Source organism: Curtobacterium pusillum, from assembly GCF_007680845.1.
GTDB classification, from domain to species: Bacteria; Actinomycetota; Actinomycetes; order Actinomycetales; family Microbacteriaceae; genus Curtobacterium; species Curtobacterium pusillum_B.
Genome location: NZ_VEIY01000004.1, coordinates 130,789 through 157,610 on the forward strand (window position 1 = coordinate 130,789; position 26,822 = coordinate 157,610).

The 26,822-nt window shown below is 72.3% G+C and carries 19 protein-coding genes and 1 pseudogene; 8 read left to right on the forward strand and 12 right to left on the reverse strand.

Translation table 11 applies throughout. The features are described from left to right. Nucleotides 1-254: 254 nt before the first annotated feature. From FS825_RS10785 to FS825_RS10800, 4 genes are all read right to left on the reverse strand, one after another. Entirely contained in the window at nucleotides 255-2,042 is a 1,788-nt protein-coding gene (locus tag FS825_RS10785; protein ID WP_144712808.1) for a sulfite reductase subunit alpha, read from the reverse strand. Further along, nucleotides 2,039-7,609: a glutamate synthase-related protein gene (locus FS825_RS10790; protein ID WP_144712810.1), complete on the reverse strand. Its 5,571-nt coding sequence runs from the start codon at nucleotides 7,607-7,609 to the stop codon at nucleotides 2,039-2,041. The genes FS825_RS10785 and FS825_RS10790 overlap by 4 nt, the downstream gene beginning before the upstream one ends. Before the next feature lie 170 nt (nucleotides 7,610-7,779). Next, complete coding sequence (locus tag FS825_RS10795; RefSeq protein WP_144712811.1) at nucleotides 7,780-9,063, reverse strand: bifunctional glycosyltransferase family 2/GtrA family protein; 1,284 nt, start codon at nucleotides 9,061-9,063, stop codon at nucleotides 7,780-7,782. Nucleotides 9,064-9,124: 61 nt separating this feature from the next. Further along, nucleotides 9,125-9,763 (reverse strand): HD domain-containing protein, encoded by a 639-nt coding sequence (locus FS825_RS10800; RefSeq protein ID WP_144712813.1) that lies wholly within the window; start codon nucleotides 9,761-9,763, stop codon nucleotides 9,125-9,127. 256 nt (nucleotides 9,764-10,019) lie between these two features. Between FS825_RS10800 and FS825_RS10805 the strand changes: the two genes are divergently transcribed. Beyond that, nucleotides 10,020-10,988, forward strand: a complete 969-nt coding sequence (locus FS825_RS10805) for an NADP-dependent oxidoreductase (protein ID WP_222126918.1) — start codon at nucleotides 10,020-10,022, stop codon at nucleotides 10,986-10,988. A 20-nt stretch (nucleotides 10,989-11,008) separates the two neighbouring features. Here the strand turns inward: FS825_RS10805 and FS825_RS10810 are convergent, their stop codons facing one another. Next, nucleotides 11,009-11,653 (reverse strand): HD domain-containing protein, encoded by a 645-nt coding sequence (locus FS825_RS10810; RefSeq protein WP_144712814.1) that lies wholly within the window; start codon nucleotides 11,651-11,653, stop codon nucleotides 11,009-11,011. Nucleotides 11,654-11,812: 159 nt separating this feature from the next. On the opposite strand from FS825_RS10810, the pseudogene FS825_RS18970 reads away from it, so the two are divergent. Further along, nucleotides 11,813-12,232, forward strand: a pseudogene (locus tag FS825_RS18970) (AraC family transcriptional regulator); the annotation flags it as partial. A gap of 241 nt (nucleotides 12,233-12,473) precedes the next feature. After that, nucleotides 12,474-12,740, forward strand: a complete 267-nt coding sequence (locus FS825_RS18975; protein WP_260981129.1) for a helix-turn-helix domain-containing protein — start codon at nucleotides 12,474-12,476, stop codon at nucleotides 12,738-12,740. 1 nt (nucleotide 12,741) lies between these two features. Here the strand turns inward: FS825_RS18975 and FS825_RS10820 are convergent, their stop codons facing one another. The 6 genes from FS825_RS10820 to FS825_RS10845 form a co-directional block, all read right to left on the reverse strand. Continuing rightward, nucleotides 12,742-12,999, reverse strand: a complete 258-nt coding sequence (locus tag FS825_RS10820) for a hypothetical protein (protein WP_144712816.1) — start codon at nucleotides 12,997-12,999, stop codon at nucleotides 12,742-12,744. 38 nt (nucleotides 13,000-13,037) lie between these two features. Continuing rightward, a complete protein-coding gene (locus FS825_RS10825) occupies nucleotides 13,038-14,570 on the reverse strand; it encodes a sensor histidine kinase (RefSeq protein ID WP_144712819.1) in 1,533 nt (510 codons plus the stop codon). Further along, nucleotides 14,567-15,289: a response regulator transcription factor gene (locus FS825_RS10830; protein WP_144712821.1), complete on the reverse strand. Its 723-nt coding sequence runs from the start codon at nucleotides 15,287-15,289 to the stop codon at nucleotides 14,567-14,569. Before FS825_RS10830 ends, FS825_RS10825 begins: the two co-directional genes overlap by 4 nt. Before the next feature lie 38 nt (nucleotides 15,290-15,327). After that, on the reverse strand, nucleotides 15,328-17,457 hold the full coding sequence (locus tag FS825_RS10835; RefSeq protein ID WP_144712823.1) for an ArnT family glycosyltransferase: 2,130 nt from the start codon (nucleotides 17,455-17,457) through the stop codon (nucleotides 15,328-15,330). A 96-nt stretch (nucleotides 17,458-17,553) separates the two neighbouring features. Next, entirely contained in the window at nucleotides 17,554-18,363 is an 810-nt protein-coding gene (locus tag FS825_RS10840) for a fructosamine kinase family protein (protein WP_144712824.1), read from the reverse strand. Between the two features lie 52 nt (nucleotides 18,364-18,415). Then, entirely contained in the window at nucleotides 18,416-19,264 is an 849-nt protein-coding gene (locus tag FS825_RS10845) for a LysR family transcriptional regulator (RefSeq protein ID WP_144712825.1), read from the reverse strand. Nucleotides 19,265-19,334: 70 nt separating this feature from the next. Here FS825_RS10845 and FS825_RS10850 point away from each other — a divergent pair, with 70 nt between their 5' ends. After that, a complete protein-coding gene (locus FS825_RS10850) occupies nucleotides 19,335-20,240 on the forward strand; it encodes a DMT family transporter (protein WP_144712826.1) in 906 nt (301 codons plus the stop codon). On the opposite strand, the gene FS825_RS10855 is transcribed toward FS825_RS10850, so the two are convergent. Further along, nucleotides 20,203-21,549 (reverse strand): MFS transporter, encoded by a 1,347-nt coding sequence (locus FS825_RS10855; protein ID WP_222126919.1) that lies wholly within the window; start codon nucleotides 21,547-21,549, stop codon nucleotides 20,203-20,205. The genes FS825_RS10850 and FS825_RS10855 overlap by 38 nt on opposite strands. Before the next feature lie 224 nt (nucleotides 21,550-21,773). On the opposite strand from FS825_RS10855, the gene FS825_RS10860 reads away from it, so the two are divergent. The 4 genes from FS825_RS10860 to FS825_RS10875 all read left to right on the forward strand — a co-directional run bounded on the left by FS825_RS10860 (nucleotide 21,774) and on the right by FS825_RS10875 (nucleotide 26,809). Beyond that, on the forward strand, nucleotides 21,774-23,384 hold the full coding sequence (locus tag FS825_RS10860) for a long-chain-fatty-acid--CoA ligase (RefSeq protein ID WP_144712831.1): 1,611 nt from the start codon (nucleotides 21,774-21,776) through the stop codon (nucleotides 23,382-23,384). A 220-nt stretch (nucleotides 23,385-23,604) separates the two neighbouring features. Continuing rightward, on the forward strand, nucleotides 23,605-25,053 hold the full coding sequence (locus tag FS825_RS10865) for a DUF6421 family protein (protein WP_144712834.1): 1,449 nt from the start codon (nucleotides 23,605-23,607) through the stop codon (nucleotides 25,051-25,053). Further along, nucleotides 25,050-25,727: an SDR family NAD(P)-dependent oxidoreductase gene (locus FS825_RS10870; protein ID WP_260981130.1), complete on the forward strand. Its 678-nt coding sequence runs from the start codon at nucleotides 25,050-25,052 to the stop codon at nucleotides 25,725-25,727. Before FS825_RS10865 ends, FS825_RS10870 begins: the two co-directional genes overlap by 4 nt. Continuing rightward, entirely contained in the window at nucleotides 25,724-26,809 is a 1,086-nt protein-coding gene (locus FS825_RS10875) for a threonine aldolase family protein (protein ID WP_144712836.1), read from the forward strand. Before FS825_RS10870 ends, FS825_RS10875 begins: the two co-directional genes overlap by 4 nt. The last annotated feature ends 13 nt before the right edge of the window (nucleotides 26,810-26,822 follow it).

The window sequence follows — 26,822 nt, forward strand, 5'->3', positions numbered from 1 at the left end:
TGCAGCGCCGTACGGTGCTTGTACCGCGTTCGTTCGTCCTCGGCACAGGGAGCCGACGTCCGGGCAGGTGCGGTGGGGGATCGGCGCGGTGCGCCACGGGAGCCCCGGATCAGGTGTCTCCCGACGCACGCCGCTCTCCGCCGTCGCCCCGGCGTGGATTCGGGTTCCGCACCGGGGCGACGGACTCCGCGCGCACGAGTGCGACGCAACCGTCGCCGGTCATCGCCGCGGGGTCAGCGCTCAGGACACGTCGCTCAGTACACGTCGCGCACGTACCGCTTGCCCAGGCGCATGTCCGCCAGGTACGCCTGCGCATCGTCCTCGCCGCGCCCCCGCTCGGAAGCGATGACCGACAGGAGCGCAGCTTCGACGTCCTTCGCCATCCGTGACGCGTCGCCGCACACGTACACGTGGCCGCCGTCCTCGAGCCACCGGTACAGCTCGGCGCCCTGCTCGAGCATGCGGGTCTGCACGTAGACCTTCTCGGCCTGGTCGCGCGAGAACGCCAGGTCGAGACGGTCCAGCACGCCCTGCTCCTGCAGCGCAGTGAGCTCGTCCTCGTACACGAAGTCGGTGTCGCGGTGCTGGTCGCCGAAGAACAGCCAGTTCCGGCCGGTCGCGCCCGCGACCGCACGTTCGTGCAGGAACCCCCGGAACGGCGCGATGCCGGTTCCAGGGCCGATCATGATCATCGGCGCGGACGGGTCGGCCGGCACCCCGAACGAGGCGTTCGGCTGCAGGTACACGTCCACGGTGCCGTCGGGGGAGACCCGGTCGGCCAGGAACGTCGAGGCGACCCCGGCGTACATCCGGTGCGGGTCGCCGTACCGGACGGACGCGATGGTCAGGTGGATGCGGTCCGGGTGCGCGAGCGGGCTCGACGAGATCGAGTACTGGCGCGCCTGCAGCGGCCGGAGGTTCGGCAGCAGCTCGTCGAGCCCCGGAGCCGCGGGCCCGGCGTCGCGGAGCAGGTCGAGGACGTCCCGACCCCACAGCCAGCGGTCGAGCTCGTGCTTGTCGCCGTGCGAGACGACGGCCGCGAGCTCGCTCGACGGCGCGCGCTGCACGAGGTCGGCGATGAGGTCCTTCGACGGCGTCCGGATCTCGCGGTCGGTGCGCAGGACCTCGGCGATCGGCCGGCCGTCCAGCGACTCGGATCCGTTCGCACCGACCTGCTCGAGGAGCTGGCCCACGAAGACCTCGTCGTTGACGGGCACGACGGCGAGCGCGTCACCGGCGGAGTACTCGATCCCGGAGTCACCGAGGTCGAACTCGTAGTGCCGGATCTCCTTCGCACTGCGCGGCGAGGAGAGCAGCCGGTTCTCGACGAGCGTCGACGGGTACGGGTTGCGCTTGTTCCACTGGGCACCCGGCCTGGAGGCACGGCTCGCGCCCGCCCCTCCGGTCGCCGTCCGCGATGTGGTCGGGTCGCCGGCGGGGCCGGACGCGCCGGGTGCAGCTCCGGCCTCTGCCGCGAGACGGTCGAGGACCGCGGCCGTCCACAGGGCAGCGGGGTCCTCGAAGTCCACGTCGCAGTCGACGCGGTCGTGGATCCGCGCCGCGCCGAGCTGTTCGAAGCGGGTGTCGAGGAGCTTGCCGGCCTGGCAGAACTCGTCGTAGCTGGTGTCACCGAGCCCGAGGACGGCGTACTGCAGCCCCTCGAGCCGCGGCACGGTGGTCGCCTGGATCGCGTCCCAGAACAGCCCGGCGTTGTCGGGCATCTCGCCCTCGCCGTACGTCGAGGTGACGACGAGCACGTGCGACATGCCGGCGAGCTGCTCCGCGGTGACGGCGTCGAGCGCGGTGGCCCGACCGCCGAGCCCGCGGGCCTTCGCGCCGGAGACCAGCTCGTCGGCGAGGAACTCGGCGTTGCCGGTCTGCGTGCCGAACAGCACGTCGATCGTCGTCGTCGGCGCACCGCCGGACGCGCGCTTGCCCGCCGCGGCGATGCCGGCGATGAACCCGGCGAGCCAGGACTCCTGGGCGGCCGAGAACGGTGCGTCGACCGGGATCAGCGATCCGGTCGGGGGCAGGAGGCTCATGCGGACACCGCCTCGGTCGGCGCCAGCGGAGCACGGCCGGCGATGTCCTCGAGCGCCGCGTTCGCGAGCAGCTCGTCGAAGCGGGCAGCGCGGACGCGGCCGTCGTTCTTGGCGTTCTGGTGCATGATCCACCCGGTGGTGCCCGGCGCGTCCATGCTGCGGTTGTTCCGCTGCGTGAGCGCGCGCTTGTAGTCGTCGAGCCGCTTGATCGCGATGAGGGTCGCGAGCTCGTCGTCCGCGAACTTCTCGAGCGTCGAGCGGAGGTACTTCACCACGCGCTGCTTCACGAAGAAGTCCTCGGTCAGGATGAGGTTCCGCACGGCCTCGGTGACGCGGGGGTCGTTCGGGCCCGCAGCACCAGCGACGCGCTCCAGCGCGACGTCCTGCGCGACGCCGAGCACCGTGTACGACGACAGCAGCGAGAACATGTCGTCGCCCTGGTCGCCGAGCGCCGGGGCGCGGCCGTCGAGGACGGTGCGCTGGTCGCGGTAGTCCACCTTGAACCCGCGGAGCTTGTCCGTGGCCACGGACGACGCGAGCTCGTCGAGGAGCTCGTTCCGGGTCGCGGCGGCGAGGATCTCGTCGGAGTCCTGCGTGAGCAGGAGCGCACGCGGCATGCCGACGTACACGTGCTGCCGGGTGGTCTCCCACTCGGCGAGCAGCCGTTCCGCGAGCGCCGAGCCGGTGGCGTCGAAGTGCCACTCGAGCAGCAGCCGTGCGGCGTCCTCGTGGAACGCACCGCGCTCGGTGTCGGTGACGGGGAAGACGAGGAGCGAGTCGGTGCTCGCGCGCTCGGCGACCGCACCCGACGGGTCGTACTGGTACAGGAACCCGCCGGACATGCCGTTGCCGAGACCCTTGCCGAACGCGCCGAGGTTGAACACCGCGCCGCCCGTCATGTACTCGCAGCCGAAGTCGCCGACGCCCTCGACGACCGCGGTCGCCCCGGAGTTGCGCACGGCGAACCGGTCGCCCGCCTCGCCCTCGACGAACGTGCGGCCGCCGGTCGCGCCGAACAGCGCGAAGTTGCCGACGAGGACGTTGCCGCCCCGCGCAGTGCTGCCGCCGCCCGGTGCACGGACGATGATCCGGCCGCCGGACTGGCTCTTGCCGACGCCGTCGTTCGCGGTGCCGGTGTGGTCGAGCACGATGCCGTCGTTGTTGAACACCCCGTAGGACTGGCCGGCCGACCCGAGCGTGCGGATCGTGACCGCGCCGTCGACCAGCCGGCGCCGGCCGCGGTCGTCGGTGGTGATCGCCGGGTGCGCCGACAGGTCGGTGCCCTGCAGCTCGTGGTTGAGCATGCGCTCGACGTCGATGCCGAGCTGGCCGCCGACGGACTTGTCCGCGTTGCCGAGGAGCACGCCGTGCACGAGCACGTGCGCCTGCTCGTGGTCGACCAGGGCCGTCCGGACCCGCTCGAGGAGCGCGTCGTCGGTGTGGAAGTCCTTCTCGAGGTACTCCGGGTCGGTCACGACCTTCTCGGGCACCTGGGCGAGCAGGTTCCGGACGTCGAGGCGTCCGACGCTCGCCGGGTGGTCGAGGAGCTGCAGCAGGTCGGTGCGGCCACGCGCCTCGCGCAGGGAGCGCAGGCCGAGGCGGGCGAGGATCTGCCGGACGTCGTGCGCGATGTTGAGGAGGTACTGCGCGAGCGCGCGGGGGTCGCCCTCGAAGGCCTCGGCGTTCGTGGTGAGACCGGCCGGGCACTTCACGTTGCAGTTCTTCGCCATCACGCAGCCGAGCATCATGAGCGCGGTGGTGCCGAACTCGAAGCTGTCGCCGCCGAGCAGCGCGCTCGTGACCACGTCCGAGCCGGTCTGGTGCGCGCCGGAGCAGCGGAGCGTGACCTTCTGCCGGAGGCCGTTCGCGACGAGGGCCTGGTGCACCTCGGCCACGCCGATCTCCGCGGAGCGGCCCGCGTACTTCAGGCTCGTCACGGCCGCGGCACCGGTGCCGCCGGTGTTGCCCGCGACGTTGATGACGTCCGCGCCGGCCTTCGCCACGCCGACCGCGATCGTGCCGATGCCCTCGGAGGACACCAGCTTCACGATCACCCGGACGCGGGCGGCCTTGCAGTCGTGGATGAGCTGCGCGAGGTCCTCGATGGAGTACGTGTCGTGGTGCGGCGGCGGCGAGATGAGCTCGACGCCGGGCGTGCCGCCACGGGCCGCGGCGATGTCCACCGTGACCTTCGGCGCGGGCAGCTGGCCGCCCTCGCCGGGCTTGGCGCCCTGGCCGATCTTGATCTCGAGCTCCTCGAGCATCGGGTCGGCGAGGTAGCCCGCCCAGATGCCGAACCGACCGGAGGCGAACTGCTTGATGCGCGAGCCGCGGATCGTGCCGTAGCGGGAGTGGTGCTCGCCGCCCTCGCCGGAGTTCGACATGCCACCGACCATGTTCGTGCCGTGCGCCACCGCCTCGTGCGCGGTGGCGACGAGTGCGCCGTGGCTCATCGCACCGGACGCCAGGGTCCGGGTGATCTCGTGCGCCGGCTGGACCTCGGCGAGGTCGACGCTGGCCGGGGCGCTCTCGAGCAGGGCGAGGAGGTCCACGGCGGAGCCGGTGGCGCGGAGCGTCACCTGGTCGGCGTCGACGGAGTCGACGTCGACCTGCCCCGGGTACAGCAGGCCGAGCCCGTCCGCGAGGGCCTGGTGGCGCAGTGCACCCGTGGTCCCCGTCGACGTGAGCTCGAGGCGGAAGCGCGCCGCGCCTCCCGGGAGGTCCTGGTCGTCCGACGGACGCGAGCCGGACAGCCCGCGCACCGTGACGCTGGCGTTGCCGTTCGTCGAGAAGCGGCCGAGCTCGCGCGCGAAGTCCTCCGCCGTGTCGATGCCCGTGACGTCCGCCGGGAGGGCGAGCACGTCGCGGAGCGCGGCGGGACGGCGCGAGCGCTCCTCGTGCGTGGTCTGCAGGAACGACACGTAGCCCGGGGTGATCCGGTGCGCGTCGATTTCAGCGTCGCTGAGGCGGTCGTACCCGGTGTTCCGGTACGCGGCGTCGGAGATGCCGAACGCGTCGTCGAGCTGTCCGAGCGTGAGGAGCCGCAGCGCCTCGGAGTCGCCGGAGCGCTCGAAGGACGGGCGCTCCTCGGTCATGCCGCCGAAGCCGCGCACGCTCGCCACGCCGAACGAGTGCCCGGCGCCGTCGGAGCGCTCCTTGAACAGGCCGAGCATGGGCACCTGGCCCTCGGACTCGACGCTGCGGGCGCGCTCGTGCCAGTCCGTCGCCGCCTGGGCGATGCGGGCGAAACCGACGCCGCCGACCGGGGCCTGCATGTGCGGGAAGACCCGGGCGAACAGGTCGTCGCGGGTGTCGAGGTAGTTCGGCTCGAAGAACTCGCCGCCGATGTAGCTCTCCGCGGTGCAGAGGCCGACACGGCCCATCGTCTTCGCGAGGGCCTTCTCGGCCGCCTTCCGGAAGCGCTTGAGCGCGAGGTCGGTCGCGGTCAGCTCGCCGGCCGGCGCGGGGGCGGCGGGGTACTTCTCCTCCGCACGCAGCCGAGCCGACAGGCTGTACACAGCGGCGGCACCGAAGCCGAGGGCGGTCGCCACGTGGTGTGACGATGGCAGCTGACCGGACTCCGCGACGATCGACACCCGCAAGCGCAGACCGGTCTCGATGAGCCGCTGGTTCACGGCGGCCACGGCGAGGATCACCGGGAGGGGTGCATGGGTCGACGAGACCTCGCGGTCGGTGAGGACCGCGATGCCGCCGGACCGCTCGGCGAACGCGGTCACCGCGTCGGCGAGCTGCTCCGTGGCCGTGCGGACGGCGTCCGCGTTGGCCTGCTCGTCACCGAGGACCGGCACGTAGAGCATGTCGAAGCGCTCCAGGGGCACGATGTCCTGGTCGCGCAGCCGGACCATGTCCAGGTGCCCGAGGACCGGGGACTGCACGACGAGCTGCCGGCTGGTCGTGCCGGTCCCGTCGGGCTTCGCGCCGAGCGCGACGCGCATGCTCATGCCGTCGGCCTCGCGGATCGAGTCGAGCGGCGGGTTCGTCACCTGGGCGAAGCGCTGCGAGAAGTACTTCGCCATGCCGCCCTCGGTGTCGCTGAGCGCGTTGATGGCGTTGCCGTAGCCCATCGCCGAGATCCGCTCCGAGCCGTTCTGCAGCATCGGGTCGAGCATGAACCGGAAGCTCTCCTGGTTCAGCGAGTACGCCACGTACCGGCCCGCGAGCGACAGGTCGCCCTCGTAGCCGAGCGTGGACGTCGTGCGCTCGTAGTCCGGCGCCGGGACGTCGTCGAGGTTCACCCGGGCGGCGTCGAGCAGCGTGCCGTACGGCTTCCGCGCCGCGAGCATCTCGAGCACCTCGCGCGTGCGCATGAGCGTGCCGGTGCGGTGGTCGACGACGAGCATGCCGCCGGCCTCGATCCGGCCGCGGTGCACGACCTCGTCGGCGTCGAACTCGACCTGGCCGGCCTCCGACGACACCATGAGGTACTCGGCGGTCTGCACGGAACGCAAGGGGCGGAGCCCCAGGCGGTCGAGGCGCGCGCCGACGACGTCGCCGTCGCTGAAGATCACGGCGGCGGGGCCGTCGTTCTTCTCCTCGTAGAGCGAGAAGTACTCGAGCATGTCCCGCACGTCGGGCGTCAGGGTGCGGTCGTTCTCCCACGCCGGGGGCATGAGCGACACCACGGCCTCGACGATCTCGAGCCCGTCGTCGAACACCCGGCTCTGCAGGGTCTGATCGAGGCGGCTCGAGTCGGACTGCCCGGGCGGCCGGACGATGCTCCGGGTGCGCGCGCGGGCGAGTGCCTCGTCCGACAGGCGGTTCTTCCGGTCGGTGTTCAGCTCGCCGTTGTGCGCCATCAGGCGGAACGGCTGCGCCATCGTCGGGTGCGGCTCGGTGTTCGTCGAGAAGCGGGTGTGGAAGTACAGCGTCCGGACGGAGTGCCGCGGGTCGCGGAGGTCGGTGAAGTAGCCGATGACCTCGCCCGAGTTCAGGCGGCCCTTGAGGATCTGCGTCCGCGCGCTGAGCGACAGCGGGTACAGCGCGGCGTGCTCGGCACGGGTGGCGGCGGCCTCCCCGTAGGAGACCGACTCGATGGCGAGCAGGGCCCGGTTCGCTGCGGCGTCGACGTCCTGGCGGGTCCAGCCCTCCGGCGCGCGGAAGACCCACTGCACGATCGGCAGCTGGTACTGCTCGGCCTCGGGGCGGGCGACGGAGTGGTCCACCGGGACGTCACGGACGAGCAGGATCTCGAAGCCCTCGGTCTCGATCGCGCGCGTGACGGTCTGCTCGGCACGGGCGCGATCGGCGGCGCCGGCCGGGTCCGTGCCCTTCGGCACGAAGCAGTTCGCGACCCCGAAGTGGCCGGCGCGGAGCTCCTCGCCCGTGATCGCGCTGAAGAACTCCACCGACAGGTCGATGCTCACGCCCGCGCCGTCGCCGACACCCTCGGCGGACTTGCCGCCGCGGTGGGGGATGGAGCAGAGCGCCTCGTCGCCCTTGCGGATGACGTCGTGGCTCGGGGTGCCGTCGAGTCGGGTGATGAAGCCGACGCCGCAGTCGCTCGATTCGCGGGCAGGGTCGTAGAGACCGAAGGGGGAGGGGTTCACGGTGGGTCCAGTGGGGCGATGCCTGCAGCGGACGGCCAGGCTGCATCAGTGGAGCGCTCGCCGCGGGCAGACCGGTGGTGGCAGTCGGGCCCTGTGGGGTGGTGGTGCGGTACGGCGATGCTACGGCCTGGTATACCGCCCGCGCAACTACGCGTCCGCGACGCCGTCGGTCACGCCGCGCGCTCGTCCACCGCGGTGATCGGCTCGGTCACGGCCGTGCTCGCGTCCGCCGCCGGGGTCGTGCCCGGCCGGATGATCTCCGGGCGCCGACGGGCGCGGAACACCCACGCCTTGAACAGCACGAACCGCACGAGTGTCGCGACGAGGTTCGCCGCCGTCAGCACGACGATCTCCGTGCCGTGCGACGCTCCCGGCGTCGTGGCGTGCAGGACCACGAGCGACCCCGACGTGATCGCCCACGCGATCCCGAACACCACGAGCCCCTGGACCTGGTGCCGCCCCGCCCCCGATCGGCCGCGCACGCCGAACGTGAACCGCCGGTTCAGTGCCGTGTTCCCGATCGCCGTCACCAGGAGCGCCAGGAAGTCGGCGGTCTGGGCGCCGATCGTCGGCCGGAACAGTGCGTACAGCACGGCGAACGCGACCGTCGACAGCACCCCGATCGCGCCGAAGCGCAGCACCTGCCCGACGATCCCGACGTGCGGCGCAGTGAACGGACGCCGCCCGATCGCGTCGTACACCTCGGCGACCGGCACCCGGCCGGTGGCGATGCCGCGGGAGACGCGCCACATCCCCTTGAGGTCCTCGGTGGCGGTCGACGCGATGTGCACGGACGAGTTGACGTCGTCCACCCAGTCGACCGGCACCTCGTGGATGCGGAGTCCCGCGTGCTCGGCCAGGACGAGCATCTCGGTGTCGAAGAACCACGCGTCGTCCTCGCAGAGCGGCAGGAGGTGGTCCGCCGCCTCGCGGGTCATCGCCTTGAAGCCGCACTGCGCGTCGGAGAACGACACCCCCATCGTCGTGCGGAGCAGCAGGTTGTACGAGCGCGAGATGAACTCCCGCTTCCCCCGACGGACGACCCGCGACGAGTCGGCGAGACGGGTGCCGATCGCGACGTCGGAGTGGCCGGACAACAGCGGGGCGACGAGCGGTTCGAGGGCGGCCAGGTCGGTGGAGAGGTCCTCGTCGACGTAGACGACCACCGCTGCCGGCGATGCGCTCCAGACGGCCTTCAGCGCACGACCCCGGCCCTTCTCGGGCAGGTGCACGGCCTGGACGTCCGAGAGCATCGCGGCGAGGTCGTCGGCGATCCGAGCGGTGTCGTCCGTCGACGCGTTGTCCGCGATCGTGATCCGCCACGTGTTCTTCAGCGACGTGCGGCAGAACGTGTGCAGGCGTCGGACGTGGGCGGCGAGCGTGTCCTGCTCGTTGTAGCAGGGGACGACGATGTCGATGTCGAGGGTCTGGTTCGTCTCCGTCATGTCGATCATGCTCGACAGCGGGGATACGGGGACCGAAGCAGTCTCCTGTGCCGTCCCTAAGAACCCACGGTCACGACGCCCAGCCGGCACCCCGGATCCGCTCGACCATGTCCGGCCGACGGTAGGTCGGGTCGACGTGCGCCAGGACGTCGGCGTTCACCGTGCCGTACACCGTGGCGGGGCGGTCCCGGAGCCCCTCGAAGAACAGCCCGAGGAACGCCTCCTTGAAGTCGCCGCGCGGGTGCGCCTCGAGGACCTCCTCGACGGCGGTCGGGTCGAGGGCGTCGAGTCCGACCCCGACGGCGTCCGTCAGGACGCCGAGGTTCATCGCCGCGATCTCCGGGCCCATCCGTCCGGGAATCCCCGGAGTGGTGTGCAGCGCGATGGCCTCCCAGACGGTGGTGCTCGCCTCGTCGGAGAAGCCGTGCGCGCTGAGGAAGGCCCTGGCGTGGTCGGCACCGTCGAGCTCGAACCGCTGCTCGACGTCGGAGAACGGGGTGAGCAGGCCGCTGTCGTGGAAGAGCGCCGCGAGGTAGAGCAGTTCGGGATCGGGATCGAGGCCGCGCAGGCGGGCGTGCAGTGACCCCAGGAGGAACACCCGGCTGGAATGGTGGAACAGCAGCGGTCCGGTGGACTCCTCCACCAGCCGGGTCGCCGCACTGATGGCGTGGGACTCGGGAACGGTCACGCCTGCGATGACTCGGGACATCGTCGGTGCTCCTCTCGCGGTTCGGGGCGGGACCGGTGTCCCGCGCACGATCCAGCGTGGGCGTGGTCGGCACGATCCGCCGCCGACGTCCGGCCGGCTTCCCCTCGGATCGGGCCGTCCCCGCAGCGACGGCCGGATCCGAGGGGAACCTGTCCGGACGAGCCTGGCGCGGAGGGCGCGGCGGGGTGATGCTCGCAGGACGACGTCTGCACCGCCGAGCGGTCGACGTCACGCCACCAGGAGGAAGGAACCACCCATGGACACCGACGGGCGCACCGACGCCGCCACGACGATGACGGCCGTGCGCGCACACACACGCGGAGGCCCCGAGCAACTGGTGGTCGAGGAGGCTCCCCGTCCCGCCGCCGCGGACGGCGAGCTGCTGGTGGCGGTCGAGGCCGCCGCCATCACCCTGCCGGAGCTGACGTGGCCGGAGACGTGGGAGGTGGGCGGCGTCGACCGGACGCCGATCATCCCGTCCCACGAGTTCGCCGGCGTGGTCAGCGCGGTCGGTCCGGGCGTCGAGGGCTACGCCGTCGGTGACCCGGTGTTCGGCCTGGTCCCGTTCGACCGGGACGGTGCCGCGGCCGAGTTCGTCGCCGTGCCGGTCGGGTCCCTTGCCCACCGCTCACCGACGGTGTCGTCCACCGTCGCCGCAGCCGCCGTGCTGCCGGCACTCACGGCGTGGGAGGCGCTCGTGGACCGGGCACAGCTCGGCCCCGGGCACCGGCTGCTCGTCCGGGGTGGCACCGGTGCGGTCGGATCGTTCCTCACCCGGTTCGGCCACGAGCTCCGCGCCGAGGTGACCGTCACGGTGTCCTCGGAGGACGCGGGCCGCCGGGCCGTCCAGCTGGGTGCCGACCACGTGGTCGTCGTGCCGCGGGGCTCTGCGCCGGCCGGCCTGGACGGGTTCGACCTGGCTGTCGACGCCGTCGGTGACGAACTCCCCGAGTGGGTCTACGCAGCGGTGCGACCGGCCGGGGGACTCGTCGTGCTGCAGGTGCCACCCGACGCAGAGCTGGTCGAGCGGTACGGCATCCGCTCGACGTTCTTCGTCGTCGAGGCGAACCAGGAGCGACTGCAGGAGCTCGATGCCCTGCTCGCGACCGGTCGCGTCGACGTGCCGGTGTCGGCGACGTTCCCGTTGACCGCCGGGCGCGAGGCCTTCGAAGCGGCCGCGGCTCCGGGGCGGGCGCCGGGGAAGACGGTGTACGTCGTCCGGTGACCCCGCCGCGGCAGACCGGCTCACTTCGGCCAGTCGGATCCGGTGATCACGTCCACGAAGTCCGTCCGCACGAACCCCGGCGTGAAGTGCGCGAGGACGTCGGCGTTCACGGTGCCGAAGGTCGACGCCGGACGGTGCTCGAAGCCGTTCCGGAAGGCGTCGAGGATCTGCCGCTTGAAGTCGGGCCGTGGGTGCGCCGCGACGACGTCCGCGATCTCCGCTCCGGTCAGGAGGTCGAGGCGCATCCCGAGCACGTCGGTCTCCACCCCGGCCGTCGTCGCTGCGATGACGGGGGCCATCTGCCACGGCACCTCGGGTGTGGTGTGGAGCGCGATCGCCGTCCACACGAGATCGGCGTCGTCCTGGGGCACGCCGTACGAGGTCAGGAACGCGCGAGCCTCGGCCGCGCCGTCCAGTTCGAACCGCTGCTCGTCGCCGCGCCAGGGTGGCACGAGGCCCAGGTCGTGGAACATCGCGGCCGTGTACAGCAGCTCCGGGTCGGGTGTCGCCAGGCCCGCCCGGGCTGCTTGCAGGGTGCCGAACAGGAAGACCCGTCGGGAGTGGTGGAAGACCAGGTCGGGCGCGGACGTCCGCACCAGCTCCGTCACCTCCTGGGCCATCCTGCTGTCCGGCACCGTCACCCCGGCGATCACTTGTGCGCTCATCCCGTTCCTCCTGTTGCTCGCGTGCGAGTGCTTCAATACCTCCAAGGATCGCCACGGGTCCGGCCGACGGCCCCCCTCCGCCGGCCGTGATCCCCACGGATCGGGCCGGAGACAGGAGCTGACGTGACACGACGCATCGGTGTGCTCGTCTTCGACGGGGTGAAGCTGCTCGACGTCTCCGGCCCCGCGGAGGTCTTCGCCGAGTCGAACCTCTCCGGCGGGGACTACCGGATCGAGATGGTCTCCGCCGACGGCCGGGACGTCTCGACGTCCATCGGGATGCGGATCCCGGTCGACACCGCTGCGACGTCGTCGGACCGCTACGACACGGTGCTCGTGGCCGGCGGTGAGGTGTTCCCGTCGCACCCCGTTCCGGACGAGCTCCGCGACGCAACGCGCTCGCTCGCCGACCGGACCCGTCGGATCGCCTCGGTCTGCACCGGGGCCTTCGTGCTGGGCTCGGCGGGGCTGCTCGACGAGCGGAGCGCGACCACGCACTGGAAGCACGCGCGCGAACTGGCACGCCGACACCCGAGCACCTCGGTGCTCCCGGACGCCATCTTCGTGAAGGACGGGCCGACGTACTCGTCCGCCGGCGTGACCGCGGGCATCGACCTCGCCCTTGCACTGCTGGAGGAGGACACGGGCAGCGACCTCACCCGGGAGGTCGCGCGATCCCTCGTCGTCTACATGCGCCGCGCCGGTGGGCAGTCGCAGTTCTCCTCGCCCCTGCAGGGTCCCGGTCCCCGCAGCCCCGTGCTCCGCCGGGTCGTCGACGCGATCCGCTCGGATCCCACCGCCCGCTGGAGCATCCCGGGCGATGGCGGAACTCGCCCGCGTGAGTCCGCGGCAGCTGACCCGCCTCTTCCACGACGAGCTCCAGGACTCCCCGGCGAAGTACGTCGAACTCGTGCGCTTCGAACTCGCCAAGGCGTACCTCGACGGCGGGCACTCGGTCACGCGCGCGGGCGAGCTCGCCGGGTTCGGGAGCTCCGAGGCGCTCCGCCGGGCGTTCGTCCTGCGCCTGCAGATGCCGCCGAGCGCCTACCAGCGACGGTTCGCCACGACGGGATCGACCGGCGGCTAGCTCACCGCGGCAGCAGGATCTGCACCACCGCGACCACCACGAGCACCCCGGCGATCCACGCCCCCGCCCGGATCTGCGTCCGCCGGATCGTCGACGGAGCGTGCGAGGCCCTGGCGAACTCCGTCGCCGCGACGAGTTCCGGCGCCGCGGCGGGCGGCGCGGGCTCCGGCTGGGGGCGGTCGTCCTCGAACGCGGGCACCTCGACCACCAGGTCCTCGGAGCGCGGCCGCTCCGGCAGTCGTGCGAAGTCGTTCGGCATGTCGGCCCCCTCGTCCGGTGGACCCCATCCTGCACCCGTCAGGGCGATTCCGGCAGGTCCACCGTGAACGCCGTCCGCCCGGGCTCGGACGCCACCCGCACGAGACCGCCGTGCGCGGACACCACCGCCCGGACGATCGCCAGCCCGAGCCCGCTCGTCCCCTGCTCCCGGGACCGCGACGCCTCGCCCCGGGTGAACCGGTCGAACAGCGTGGGCAGGGCCTCGGCCGGGATCGGTGGCCCGTCGTTCGCCACGACGAACCGCACCACACCCGTGTCGCGGACCCGTTGCAGCGAGACGACGACCGCGGTGCCCGTCGGTGTGTGCGTGCGGGCGTTGGCGAGCAGGTTCGTCACCACGCGGCGGAGCTGTCGGGGATCCCCGGACACCGTGAGCGGGTGGTCGTCCACGATCTGCAGGGTCCACCGGTGCCCCGGGGCCGTGGCGCGGGCGTCCATGGTGGCCTCCACCACGAGCGAGGTCAGGTCGACGGGTTCCCGGTCGGGCGTAGGGCCGGACGCCATGGCGACCGCGTCGAGACGCGCGAGCAGCAGCAGTTCCTCGACGAGGTCGCCCATCCGGACGGCCTCCAGCCCGATCCGCTCGACGTTCCGGTGGATCGCGTCGACGTCGGACGAGGACGCGGTCAGCTCGGCGTACGCGCGGACGGTAGCGATCGGGGTGCGGAGCTCGTGCGAGGCGTCGGCGATGAACGTGCGCATGCCGGCCTCGGCGTCCCGTCGGACGGTGAGCGCCCGGGCGACGTGCCCGAGCAGCCGGTTGAGCGCGGTGCCGACCTGCGCGACCTCGCGGTTCGCGGCGAGGTCGGCCGGGCCGACCCGCACCGGGATCGCCGTGTCGCCGCGTTCGAGGTCGAGTGCGGTCACGTCCGACGCCACCGACGCGACGCGTTCGAGGGGCCGCAGCGACCGCCGGACGAGCAGGGTCAGCGCCCACGCCGCGATGAGCAGGCCGACGACCGTGACGACGCCGATGACGAGCAGGAGCCGCGCGATCGCCGCGTCGAGGTCGCCGAGGGGCAGCGCGGTGACGAACACGTCGCCGTCGTCGCCGATCGCCTGCACCCGGTAGGTGCCGAGCTTCCCGAGGGCGACCGTCGCGGGGTCGCCGTCGCTCGGGACCGCGGCGAGGGTCCGCTCCTGCGCCGCGCTCAGCCCGTGCTGCTGGCCGCTGCTGTCGGTGTAGCCGCCGAGGACGGCCTTCCCGTCGCGGAAGATCGCGACGACGGTACCGGCTGCCTGTCCGGGAGCGCCGATGAAGTCGTTGTCCGGGTCCGACCCGGTGCCGGTCGTGGGCGGTGGCTGCTGCTGCCCGCCCGGTCCGCCGACGGTCCGGTTCGCGGCGGTCGAGAGTTCCGCGTCGAGTCGCTCCACGAGGTACCCGCGGAACGCCACGACGGTCACGGCACCGACGACGACGTTGGTCGCGACGAGCAGCAGCGCCACCGCCGCCACGATCCGCCACCGCAGCGACGGCACCCGCCGGTCGTGCGTCCTGCGTGGTGCTCGGGTCGGACGGGAGGCGCGGATCGCCTTCCCGCGTCGGCTCACGTCGTCGGACGGAGCACGTACCCGGCCCCGCGCACGGTCTGCAGCATCGGCTCGCGTCCGGCGTCGAGCTTCTTCCGCAGGTACGAGACGTACATGTCCACGAGGTTCGACGACGTCCCGAAGTCCATCCCCCAGACGCTCGCGAGGAGCTGCTCCCGCGACAGCACCCGGTTCGCGTTCCGGGCGAGGTGGCGCAGCAGCTCGTACTCGGTCGGGGTGAGCTCGATCGGCTCGCCGGCCCGGCTGACGGTGCGGGCGTCCTCGTCGAGCCGGAGGTCGCCGACGCTCGTCCCGGTCGCCCCGCCCGTCGTCGCCACCCGGGCCGAGGTCCGGGCGAGGATCCGCGCGCGGACGAGCAGCTCGTCGACGCCGAACGGCTTGGTCAGGTAGTCGTCGCCGCCGCCGGTCAGTCCGGCGAGCCGGTCCTCCGGGGCGTCCCGTGCCGTGAGGAACAGCACGCGGACGTCGTCGCGGGCGTCGCGGAGCCGTTCGAGGACCTCGAACCCGTCGATGTCCGGCAGCATCACGTCGAGCACGACGACGTCCGGTTGGAAGTCCCTGACCGCGAAGAGCACGTCGCGCCCGCGGTGGACCGTGCGCACGGACCAGCCGTCGCCCTCGAAGGCGAGGGCGACGGCGTCCGCGAGCGCGTGCTCGTCGTCCACGACGAGGGCACGGACGGGGCTGCCGTCGGTGCGCTGCAGCGGAGGCGCGGGCATGTCCCGGAGCCTATCCACCGTGCCCTCGTCGTCGCCGGTCACTTCGGGTCGCTCAGGTCGTAGACCGTCTGACCGCCGACCGTGGTGCTGCTGTAGTTCGCCGTGACCCACTCCTGGATGGCCGAGGCGGTGGACGAGCCGCCGCCCATGCCGCCGCCGGACCCCGAGGAGATGTAGTACCCGATGTCGCCGGCGGCCACGTCGGCCTTGAACTCCGCGAGCGTCGGGGCCGGGTCGCTCGACCAGCCGCCGATCGCCATCACGGCGGTGTCGGTGTCGAGTTCGAGCTGCGCGGCGGACTGCGAGCCGTTGACGGCGGCGGCCCACTTGGCGTCCGAGGCCTCGAGGAGCTTCTGCAGCGCGGACGAGGTCGTGCTGCTCCCGCCGCCCATGCCGCCGGTGCCGCTCGGGGCGCCCTCGGACGTGCCCTCGGTCGTGCCGCCGGTCGTGCCGTCGGGCATCTCCCCGGTCATGCCCTCGGGCGGCGTCCCGCCGGGACCCTGCTGGGTGCCGTCGGTGCTGTCGGTGCCGTCGGTCTCGGAACCGGAGGTCGACCCGCCGGGGCCCCCCGCGCCTCCCGGCATCCCGCCACCCGTACCGCCGCCCATCCCGCCGGAGCTGCTGCCCGCCGGACCGACGCTCGGGATCGACCCGGTGTGCGAGACGGTCGTGGTGGCGAGGGCGTACGCGGTGGTGCCGGTGAGCCCGAAGAGCGTGCCGGCGAGGACACCGACGGTGACCAGCTTGCGGAGCGTCGGGACGCTGCCGATCACGATCGCCGCTGCGGACAGGAGCCCGCCGAAGAGCATCACCCAGCGGAGCCACGGGATCCACGTCGGGTTCTCGTTGAGGAGGCACCAGCCCCAGAAGGCCGTGACGCCGATCAGTGCGGCGAGGCCGATGCGGCCCAGGAAGCGTTCACGGGCGTGCCAGAGCAGTGCGCCGCCGGTGCCGACGAGTCCGGCGATCGCCGGGGTCAGCGCCACCGTGTAGTACGGGTGGATCGTGCCGGACATGTACGAGAACACGAGGCCGGTGACGAGCAGCCATCCGCCCCAGAGGACGAGACCGGCGCGGGCCGGGTCGGCGACGTGCCGGCGTCCGACGACGACGAGACCGGCCACCAGCGCGAGGAGCGCGGCGGGGAGCAGCCACGAGATCTCGAGCCCCATCTCGGACGAGAACAGCCGGTCCAGCCCGGTCGAGCCGCCGAAGGAGGACCCGGCGGTGCCACCGGTGCCGCCGCCGCCGCCGTTCCCCGTGCCGCCGAAGATCCGGCCGAGGCCGTTGTAGCCGAACACGAGGTCCAGGACGGTGTTGTTCGTCGAGCCGCCGATGTACGGTCGCGACTCCGCGGGCCAGAGCCACACGGCGACGACCCACCAGCCGGCGGACACCACGAGGGAACCCGCGGCGATGAGGAGTCCGACCACCCGGCGGCCCCAGCCGGTGCGGGCGGCCAACAGGTACACGAGCCCGAAGGCCGGCAGGACGAGCAGCCCCTGCAGCATCTTCGTGAGGAACGCGAAGCCGAGGGCGACCCCGGCGAGGGCGATCCACTTCCAGCTGCCCTTCGGGAGCGCGCGCACAGTGCAGTAGGCGCCGGCCGTCATGAGCAGGACGAGGAGCGCGTCCGGGTTGTCGAAGCGGAACATGAGCGCGGCGGCCGGCGTCGCGGCGACCACGAACCCGGCCAGCAGGGCGCCGACGTTCGCCGTGGTGGTGCCGAGCCGGGCGAGCGTCCGCCGCACGGTGCCCCACACCAGCGCGACCGATCCGACCGCCATCAGGGCCTGGGGGAGCAGGAGGCTGAAGCTCGAGAAGCCGAAGAGACGCGCCGAGAGCACCATCACCCACAGGGACGCCGGTGGCTTGTCGACCGTGATGAAGTTCGACGAGTCGAGCGAGCCGAAGAAGAACGCCTCCCACGACTTCGTGCCGGCCTGCACGGCCGCGGCGTAGAAGCTGTTGGCGTACCCGGAGGCGCTGAGGTCCCACAGGTACACCACGGCCGTCACGGCGAGGAGGGCCCAGAGGGCTGGTCGGAGCCAGCGGGCGTCGTCGCGCTCGCCGAGGAAGAGGCGGGCGATCGGGGTGCGGCGCCGAGCCCGCGCGGCACTGTGCGCGCGGTCGCGTCCATCGGTCACGGGTATCGGGTACGTCGTCATGCCAGTGAGGATTCCGGGCGTTCCCCGAACGACCCGATGTCCCGGCTTGGCGCTTCCTAAGACCCCGGCGGTCGGGCGGGCGGGCGGGCGGGCGGGCTAGGCGTAGCGCTCGGCGGCGCGGAGTGCTGCGCCCCGGTACGAGCCGCCGAACAGGAACACGTGCAGCAGCAGCGGGGCGAGCTGGTGCAGCTCGACGCGCTCCTGCCACCCGTCCGCCAGCCGGGACTCCGCGTCGTAGGCCCCGAGCACGGTCTCGAGCCGCGGCAACCCGAAGAGCGCCAGCAGGGCCAGGTCCGTCTCGGCGTGCCCGCCGTGCGGGTTCGCGTCGATGAGGACCGCCCCGGTCGGCTCGGAGTGGTCGCCGGGCCACAGCACGTTGCCCGCCCACAGGTCACCGTGCAGTCGAGCCGGCCGGTCCCCGACGAGCGCCGGCTGCGGGGACCCGAGCGATCCGTCCTGGACGCGGTCGGCGACCCGGTCGAACAGCGCGGCCTCGCCGGCGTCCAGCCCGCCGCGGTCGACGATGCGCCGGACGAAGTCGCGGATGCGGTACTCCGCGAAGAACTCGCCCCACGTGCCCGGGGCGTCCGCGGCGCTGACGAACGGCGTGCCGGATCGCCCCATCCGCAGCGGGCCGGCGGGGAAGCCCGGTGCCGGCGTGCCCCAGCCCTCGGCCCCGGCGGCGTGGGTGTGCGCGAGCGACCGGCCGAAGCGCTCCGCCTGCGCGGTCGTCGGGGAGCCGTCGTCGATCAGCTCGAGGTCGAGCACCGTCGGACTGGGACGTCCGAGGACCCGGGCGATCCTGGTGCCGCCAGACGCCTCGGCCTCGGCGAGCCAGGCGAGACCGGCGGCTTCGGCGGCGGCCTCGTGCGGGTCGGAGAACGTCTTCACGTGGGTCTCGGCCATCACCCCATCCTGCGCGGTCGCCCCACGCAGCGGTCAGGGCCGGCGCGTCGCGTCAGACGGCGTCGACCAGCGCCCGCGCGAGCGGGTGCCACTCGCGGGACGTCGGGCCGCTGAGCACCAGGGTCCGCTCGAGCCGCCGCGCCATCGGCACCATGACGAGGTCCGGCGGCAGCATCCCCCGCCCGAGCGTCGGCACGATGGACACGCCCTCGCCTCGCTCGATCATCCCGAACATCGTGCTCATCTCCCGCACCCGGTGGGCGTAGCGGAACGGCTGCCCCTCGAGCTCGTGCAGCCGCTGGATCTGGTACTCGCAGCCGCCGCCACCGGCGACCAGGCCGTCCTCGTGCAGGTCGTCGAGCGTCAACGCCGGCAGGTCGGCGAGTGGGTGGTCCCGGCGGACGACGGCGGCCATCTCGTCCTGCGCGACGACGACCCCGCCCACGGGCACCGGGGACGGGTCGACCAGGACGGCGGCGTCGACCGTGCCCGCTTCGAGCCACTCGGGCATCTCGTCGTCGTCGCCCTCGTAGACCTGCACGTCCACGTCGGGCAGCGTCACCGCCCAGAGCTCGCGGAGCCGCGGCAGCAGGCCCTGGCAGACGGTCGGGACGGCGGCGAGTCGCACGGTGCCGCGCGCCGTAGCGGGCCGGACCACCGCCTCCAGGGCGTCGACGGAGGCGAGCACGCTGCGGGCGTGGGCGAGCAGCCGGTCGCCGAGGGGTGTGGCGACGGCGGCGGCGCCGCGCCGGACGACCGGGCCGCCGACCTCGCGCTCGAGCCCGGCGACGGCGTGCGACACCGCGGACTGGCCGACGCCGAGTGCGGACGCCGCGCCCGTGAAGGAGCCGGCGTCGAGGGTCGCGACGAACGCGCGCAGTTGGGGTACCGAGACGGTCATGCGTCATCCTCATCCGGACATGAAGCACATGCGTTTGCCGCATGCGCCGTGGGTGTCGACACTAGGCGACATGAACGCGGTCCTCTACCTCCTCGTCGCACTCACCTGGGGCTCGAGCTTCCTGTTCGCCAAGATCGGGCTCGACGGGCTCGAGCCGCAGCAGGTCGCGACGGTGCGGACGGTCCTCGGCGCGGCCACCCTGGTCGTGGTGCTGCTCGCGACCCGCCGCCGCTGGCCCCGCGACCGGCGGGTCTGGGGGCACCTGCTCGTCGTGTCCGTGTTCCTCAACGCCGTGCCGTCGTCGCTCATGGCGTGGGCCGAGCAGACCGTCCCGTCGGGCCTCGCGAGCATCTACAACGCGACGACCCCGATCATGACGATGGCGGCGCTCGCGGTGCTCGTGCCGTCCGAGAAGCTCCGCGGCCGACAGGTCGTCGGGATCGTGCTCGGCATCGTCGGGGTCCTCGTGCTGGTCGGCCCGTGGGACGTCCTCGGCGACCCGGCCGTCCTGGCGAGCGTCCCGGGCCAGGTCGCGCTCCTCGGGATGACGGCCTGCTACGGCGTCGGGCTGGCGTACCTGCGGCGGGTGGCGGTCGGCAGCGCGTACGACCCGGTGACCCTCGCGACGGTGCAGCTCACGCTCGCCTCCGGGCTCCTCCTGCTGGTCGCGCCCGTCATCGCCACCGGCCCGGTGCGTCTGGACTGGAGGATCGTGGCCGCGATGCTCGCACTCGGTTGCGTGGGCACTGGACTGGCCTACGCCTGGAACACGCGCCTGGTGCAGGCGTGGGGCGCTGGCCGCGCCTCGACGGTGACCTACCTGACGCCGGTCGTCGGGGTGGTCCTCGGCGTGCTCGTCCTCGGGGAGCACGTCCGGTGGAACGAACCCGTCGGCGGACTCGTCGTGCTCGTCGGCATCGCCCTCGCCTCGGGGGTGCTCAGCCGCCGACGCGCACCCGCTCCGGCTGCTGCCTGAGCGGCTGCGTGCTCGTGTCGTGCAGGCCGCGGCCGGTCGTCTCCGGGGCCATGACCTGCGAGAGCACGGCACCGACGACGCAGATCGCGGCGGCGACGAGCATGCAGGCGCCGATGCCGATCGACGAGATCCCGACCGGCAGCAGGAACGTCCCCGCCGCCGCACCCACACGGCTGCACGCGGCGGCGAACCCGACGCCCGTGGAGCGGACCTCGGTGGGCAGGATCTCGATCGGGTAGACGGCGGTCAGGTTCCCCTGCAGCGCGTTCATGAACGAGAACACCGCGAAGCAGAGCACCACGACGACACCGGGTGCCGAACCCCAGACACCGACGACGCCGAGCGCCACCGCCATGATCCAGAACGGCGGGATGAGCTGGCGCCGCCGTCCGAGCCGCTCGATCGTCAGCATGCCCACGATCGCGCCGATCGCCGCCATCGCGTTCACCGTGATCGTGCCCGCGGCCTCGTTCGACAGCTGCAGCGACTTCAGCACCGTCGGGGCGAACGTGAAGATCGCGAAGTACGGCGCCACGTTGCACGCCCAGAACAGCGAGATGAAGGCCAGGCGGCCGCGGTTCCCGGGCGCGAAGAGCACGCGGTAGCCGCCGGGCCGCTGCTGCTCGGCGCTGTACTGCTCGCGCCGGAAGTACTCGTCGCCGCCGAGGTGCGCGCGGACGACGGAGCGGGCTTCGTCCTCGCGACCCTTCCCGAGCAGCCAGCGGGGCGACTCCGGGAACCCGATCCGGGCGATCGCGGTCACCACCGCCGGGAGCGCGCTCGTGACGAGCATCCACCGCCAGTTCGCCCCCGCCGCGAGCAGCACGTACGCGGCGACGACCGCGATGAGGTACCCGCCGTACCAGGACACGAGCAAGCCGGAGAGCCGGCGCCCCCGGTCCTTCGACGGCGCGAACTCGGCGAGCATCGCGGCGCCGATCGAGTACTCGGCGCCGATCGCGATGCCGAGCAGCACCCGCACGACGAACAGCTGCCAGCCGTCCGTGACGAACGCCTGCAGCAGCCCGAGCACGATGAACGCGAGGACGTCGACGGTGAAGACGCGCTTCCGGCCGAACCGGTCGGTCAGCCAGCCGGCGAGCGGTGCCCCGATGAAGATGCCGATGAGGGAGCTCGCGCCGATGAGTCCGGCGAGCACCGGGTCGAGACCCAGTGCGACGGTGATCGCGGGCAGGGTGACGCTGATGACGCCGAGGTCGAACCCGTCGAGGCCCTCACCCCAGGCGCACGCGAAGGTCATGCGGCGGAGGAACCCGCGGGTGCCCGGGCTGGTGGTGCTGGTCGTCATCGTCGTCGTCGCTCTCGTCCAGCGTCGCTCGGCCGGACGTCGGTGTCGCCGGCCGCGGCGTTCGTCGGACCGTAGGCCGCCGGTGGCCATGCGCCCTGCCAGGTTGTCCGCGGAGCGGGGTGCAGGGAAGCTGGGACGGCGCTCCCGGTCCGGCGGTGGCCGCGCCGTAGGATCGGGCCACGAAGTCGTCGACGAAGGAGTCGTCGAGGAAGACGGAGACCGGGATGCACGCCACCGACCACGCCAGCACCACCACTCCGAGGACCCACGCCACCGCCTCGGTCGCCGCGATCCTCGCCGAGTCGGCAGCCCGGTACCCGGACGACGTCGCCCTCATCGTCGGCGACCACCGCACCACCTACGCCGAGCTCTGGTCGCAGACCCTCGCGTACGCCGGTGCCCTCCGCGAGCGGGGCGTGTCCGAGGGGTCGCGGGTCGCGATGCTCCTGCCGAACGTCGCGGACTTCCCCCGCGTCTACTACGCCACGCTGGCGCTCGGCGCGGTCGCGGTCCCCGTGCACGCACTCCTCAAGCGACGCGAGATCGAGTACGTCCTGCGGGACAGCGGGGCGACGCTGCTCGTCTGCGCGGCACCGTTGCTGGCGGAGGGCGCTGCGGGTGCGGCCCTGGCGGACGTCGACGTCGTCACGGTGCTGGCCCCCGCCGGCTCCGAGGACCAGCCCGCCGCGGGCCCGGACCGGCTCGAGGCGCTGGCCGAGCGCGCGGAGCCCCTCGACACCTACGTGCCCCGCGACCCGTTCGACACCGCGACCATCCTCTACACGAGCGGCACCACGGGCCAGCCGAAGGGCGCCGAGGGCTCGCACTTCGCCCTGCTCGAGCAGGTGAACACGAACCTCATGTCGACGTTCGACATGCGCCGCGGCGACGTCCTGCTCGGTGCCCTGCCGCTGTTCCACACCTTCGGCCAGACGTGCACGATGAACACCGGGTTCCGTGCCGGCGCGACGATCGTCATGCTGCCGAAGTTCGACGGCGACTCGGCGCTCGCCGCGATGGTGGAGCACGAGTGCGGCATCTTCATGGGCGTCCCGACGATGTACATGGCGCTGCTCGACGCCGCGACGCGCACCGAAGCCAGGCCGAGCCTGCGGTACGCCATCTCCGGCGGCGCATCGCTGCCGCTCGCCGTCCTCGAACGGTTCCAGGACGTCTTCGGCGCCCCGATCCACGAGGGCTACGGGCTCACCGAGACCTCTCCGGTCGCGACCTTCAACCACGTCGGGCGTGCGCCGCACCCTGGAACCATCGGAACGCCGGTCTGGGGCGTCGACGTCGAGATCGCCGATCCCGCGGTCCCGGACGCGATCGAGCTGCTGCCGCACGGCGAGGTCGGCGAGCTCGTGATCCGCGGGCACAACCTGATGAACGGGTACCTCGACCGGCCGGAGGACACCCGGCGCGCGATCGTCGACGGGTGGTTCCGGACGGGCGACCTCGGCACGAAGGACGACGAGGGCTACCTCACCATCGTCGACCGGACGAAGGACATGATCATCCGCAACGGGTACAACGTGTACCCGCGGCAGGTCGAGGAGGTCCTGGCAGCCCACCCCGACGTGGCAATGGCCGCGGTCTTCGGAGTCCCGCACGAGCTGCACGGTCAGGAGATCGAGGCGGCCGTCGTGCTCCGTCCGGACACGACCGTCACCGCGCAGGAGCTCATCGACTTCGTCGCGGCCGAGATCGCGGCGTACAAGTACCCGCGTGCCGTGCACGTGCTCGACGCCCTGCCGCTCGGACCGAGCGGCAAGGTGCTCAAGCGTGAGCTCGTCGAGCAGTTCAGCGTCCAGGACGTGTCGGCGGCGTCGTGAACCGGATCGCGCCGACCCCGAACCGCTGACCGCGAGGAAGAACGAGGACGACGAAGTCCTGCGTGGGGGAGCCGCCCTCGAGCGCCGGCGCCGAGAACACGCACGTTTCCGCCAGGAATGCGCAAGAATGCGTCTGCGCGCATTCATTAGGATTTCGTCAGGAACTGCCGCCGCGCATTTCCTCCGCATCCCGCGGCAACCCGATGACGGGAGGTTCGACATGTCGCAGTTCGTCCAGGACCACGAGCAGGACGCAATCGTCGGTGAGCCCGAGGTCGTCGAGGACCGCCGTTCCGTCCGTGACGTCGCCGCCCTCCCCGCGTGGTCGCGGCTGCAGGCCGCGGTCGTGGCGTTCCGTGCGCTGCAGACGGACGACGGCTCTGTGCCGGACCAGTCGGACCGCGCGGCCGCTGCCGGGTACGCGGCCACGATCCTCCAGTCGGTCGACGAACTGGCACCGTCGTTCCCGCACGATGCGTCGTACCTCGCTGCGGTGCAGCGTGATCTCCAGCGCTGGGAGACCGAGGGGTTCGGCGTCCCGGACTTCCTCGATTCGCTGAACGAGTTCCAGCCGCAGCAGCACCGCGTCGACGGGCTCGGGCACCTGGTCCTCTTCCCGATGTACACGCAGAACGGCAGTTCCTCGCGCTTCCTCGAGGCGGTCCTGGTCGAGGTGATCTGGCCGGAGTTCATCGCGGAACTCGAAGCCGGCGAGTACGGCAACCCGCTGTTCGTCGCACTGCGTTTCGTCGACTTCACCCCGGGCTACGACACCAACTCCGCGGTGTTGTTCCCGGAGACGGTGGCGATGCGCGCGATCCCGACGTTCACGTGGGGCGCGATCTTCCAGGACCGTGAAGCCGCCCGGTACCGCCGGGTGGTCCGCGCGGCAGCGGAGACCACCAAGCTGGAACTCCCCGACGACGCTGCAGCGATGCTCGACGACCAGGAGCTCACCGAGCGGGTCTTCGTGATGTGGGACATCATCCACGACCGGTCGCACATGCGCGGCGACCTGCCGTTCGACCCGTTCATGATCAAGCAGCGGATGCCGTTCTTCCTCTACTCGTTGGAGGAACTGCGCTGCGACCTCACCGCGTTCCGGGAATCGGTGCGCTTGGAACGCACCCTCTCCGCGGTCGACGACGCCGAGCTGTCGGCGGCCCAGCGCGCGATCCGTGACCACGCCCGCCTGGTGCAGTACGCGGTCATCTTCGACCGGATCTTCCGGTTCGCGATCACCGGCAGCCGGGTGCGGAACTACGACGGGCTCGGCGGACAGCTGCTGTTCGGGTGGCTGCACCAGCAGGGCGTCCTGCACTGGACCGACACGCGGCTCACGATCGACTGGGAGGCCGTCCCGGACGTCGTCATCGCCCTGAGCGACCAGATCAACGAGCTGTACTGGCGGTCGATCGACCGGCCGAAGGCGGCGCACTGGCTGGCCGCGTACGAGATGCTGACCCGGACGCTGACCCCGCACCCGGCGTCGCGATGGGCGCGCGGCCTGTCCGAGGAGACGCTCGCGGGCGCCCCGAAGGGCTACACCGACGCGGTGCTGGACGACGAGTTCCCGCTCTCGATGTTCTACGAGGCGCTCAACAAGAAGATGGCGACGGTGATCGCATCGACGGCGGGCATCACCGGCACGTCGGACGTCGCCGCGTGACCGACGGTCGCCCGCTCGCCGGACGGCTCGTGCTGGTCGCGGGAGCGACCAGTGCCAGCGGCGAAGCCGTCAGCCGGTCACTGGTGGCGGCCGGCGCGACGGTCGTCGCGGTGGGTGCCAGGACGGACGGACTGGAGGCGCTGGTCGCCGCCGTCCCGGGCGTCGCGACCCACACGTGCGACCTCTCCGACCGTGGTGCAGTCGACGCGTTGGCCAACGACGTCCACCGCGACCACGGCCCGGTCGACGGGCTGGTCCACCTGGTCGGCGGCTGGCGCGGCGGCGGCGGGATCGCCGGCCAGTCCGACGAGGACTGGGACTTCTTCGACCGCGCGTTCCGGACCCTGCGGAACACCACCCGGACCTTCGCCGACGACCTCGTCGCGTCCCCGGCCGGGCGGCTCGCGATCGTGTCCTCCACGGCCGTCGAGCACCCGACCGCCGGGGCTGCCAACTACGCGGCCGCGAAGGCCGCGGCCGACGCCTGGGTGCGCGCCGTCGCCCAGGGGTTCCGGAAGGACGCACCGGACTCGGCCGCCGCCGTCGTGTTCGTGGTCGGTGCCCTGGCGGGCCTCGAGGCCCGTCTCGGCGACGAGGTCGTGCGGCTCTGGGACCGCTCGCCGGCCGACGTCAACGGCACCCGCATCCCGCTCGAACCTAGGATGGATCAGTGACCCTTCGCCTCCACGACCTGGACCTCCGGGGCTTCGCCTCCGACAACTACGCCGGGATCCACCCCGAGGTCCTCGCCGCGATCGCCGCGGCCAACGACGGCCACCAGATCGCCTACGGCGAGGACGTGTACACCGCTCGTCTGCAGGAGGTCGTCACCGAGCACTTCGGGGAGCAGGCGCAGGCCTTCCCGGTCTTCAACGGGACCGGGGCGAACGTCGTCGGCCTGCAGTCGATGCTGCCGCGGTGGGGAGCGGTCGTGTGCACGTCGACCGCGCACATCCACACCGACGAAGCCGGCGCTCCCGAGCGCGTCGGCGGGATCAAGCTGCTGCCGGTCGAGACACCGGACGGCAAGCTCACCCCCGAGCTCATCGACAAGGAAGCGTGGGGCTGGGGCGACGAGCACCGCGCACAGCCGCTGGTCGTGTCGATCACGCAGACGACCGAGCTCGGCACCGCCTACACCGTGGACGAGATCCGGGCCATCGCGGACCACATCCACCCGCTCGGCATGACGCTGCACATGGACGGCGCCCGCATCTCCAACGCCGCCGCGACCCTCGGGCTGCCGCTCCGGGCGTTCACCACCGACGCCGGCGTCGACGTGCTGAGCTTCGGCGGGACGAAGAACGGGATGCTCTACGGCGAGGCGATCGTGGTGCTGGACCCCTCGGCGTCGGACGGCCTGCACTACCTCCGCAAGATGAACATGCAGCTCTCCTCGAAGATGCGGTTCGTCTCCGCGCAGCTCATCGCGCTGCTCACCGACGACCTCTACCTGCGCTCCGCCGGCCACGCCAACGCCATGGCCGCACGACTCCGCGGCGCACTCGAGGCCGGCATCGCGGACGGGAGCATCCAGGGCGTCGGGTTCAGCCAGGAGACCCAGGCGAACGGCGTGTTCGCGACGCTGCCCGCCGGCGTGGCCGAGCGGCTCCGCGAGCACTTCCGGTTCTACGACTGGGACGCCAGCCGCCACGAGGTGCGGTGGATGTGCGCGTTCGACACGTCGGAGCAGGACATCGACGACTTCGTGGCGGCGTTGACGCGGGAGCTCGCCGCGCAGAGCGCGGCGAGCTGACCCGCTCGTCCCT

What these genes read in the sequence shown, in the direction of transcription:
- FS825_RS10785 (WP_144712808.1), bottom strand. Translation starts at nt 2,042, where the DNA reads ATGAGCCTCCTGCCCCCGACCGGATCGCTGATCCCGGTCGACGCACCG.
- FS825_RS10795 (WP_144712811.1), bottom strand. Translation starts at nt 9,063, where the DNA reads ATGATCGACATGACGGAGACGAACCAGACCCTCGACATCGACATCGTC.
- FS825_RS10800 (WP_144712813.1), bottom strand. Translation starts at nt 9,763, where the DNA reads ATGTCCCGAGTCATCGCAGGCGTGACCGTTCCCGAGTCCCACGCCATC.
- FS825_RS10805 (WP_222126918.1), top strand. Translation starts at nt 10,020, where the DNA reads ATGGACACCGACGGGCGCACCGACGCCGCCACGACGATGACGGCCGTG.
- FS825_RS10810 (WP_144712814.1), bottom strand. Translation starts at nt 11,653, where the DNA reads ATGAGCGCACAAGTGATCGCCGGGGTGACGGTGCCGGACAGCAGGATG.
- FS825_RS18975 (WP_260981129.1), top strand. Translation starts at nt 12,474, where the DNA reads ATGGCGGAACTCGCCCGCGTGAGTCCGCGGCAGCTGACCCGCCTCTTC.
- FS825_RS10820 (WP_144712816.1), bottom strand. Translation starts at nt 12,999, where the DNA reads ATGCCGAACGACTTCGCACGACTGCCGGAGCGGCCGCGCTCCGAGGAC.
- FS825_RS10830 (WP_144712821.1), bottom strand. Translation starts at nt 15,289, where the DNA reads ATGCCCGCGCCTCCGCTGCAGCGCACCGACGGCAGCCCCGTCCGTGCC.
- FS825_RS10835 (WP_144712823.1), bottom strand. Translation starts at nt 17,457, where the DNA reads ATGACGACGTACCCGATACCCGTGACCGATGGACGCGACCGCGCGCAC.
- FS825_RS10840 (WP_144712824.1), bottom strand. Translation starts at nt 18,363, where the DNA reads ATGGCCGAGACCCACGTGAAGACGTTCTCCGACCCGCACGAGGCCGCC.
- FS825_RS10845 (WP_144712825.1), bottom strand. Translation starts at nt 19,264, where the DNA reads ATGACCGTCTCGGTACCCCAACTGCGCGCGTTCGTCGCGACCCTCGAC.
- FS825_RS10850 (WP_144712826.1), top strand. Translation starts at nt 19,335, where the DNA reads ATGAACGCGGTCCTCTACCTCCTCGTCGCACTCACCTGGGGCTCGAGC.
- FS825_RS10855 (WP_222126919.1), bottom strand. Translation starts at nt 21,549, where the DNA reads ATGACGACCAGCACCACCAGCCCGGGCACCCGCGGGTTCCTCCGCCGC.
- FS825_RS10860 (WP_144712831.1), top strand. Translation starts at nt 21,774, where the DNA reads ATGCACGCCACCGACCACGCCAGCACCACCACTCCGAGGACCCACGCC.
- FS825_RS10865 (WP_144712834.1), top strand. Translation starts at nt 23,605, where the DNA reads ATGTCGCAGTTCGTCCAGGACCACGAGCAGGACGCAATCGTCGGTGAG.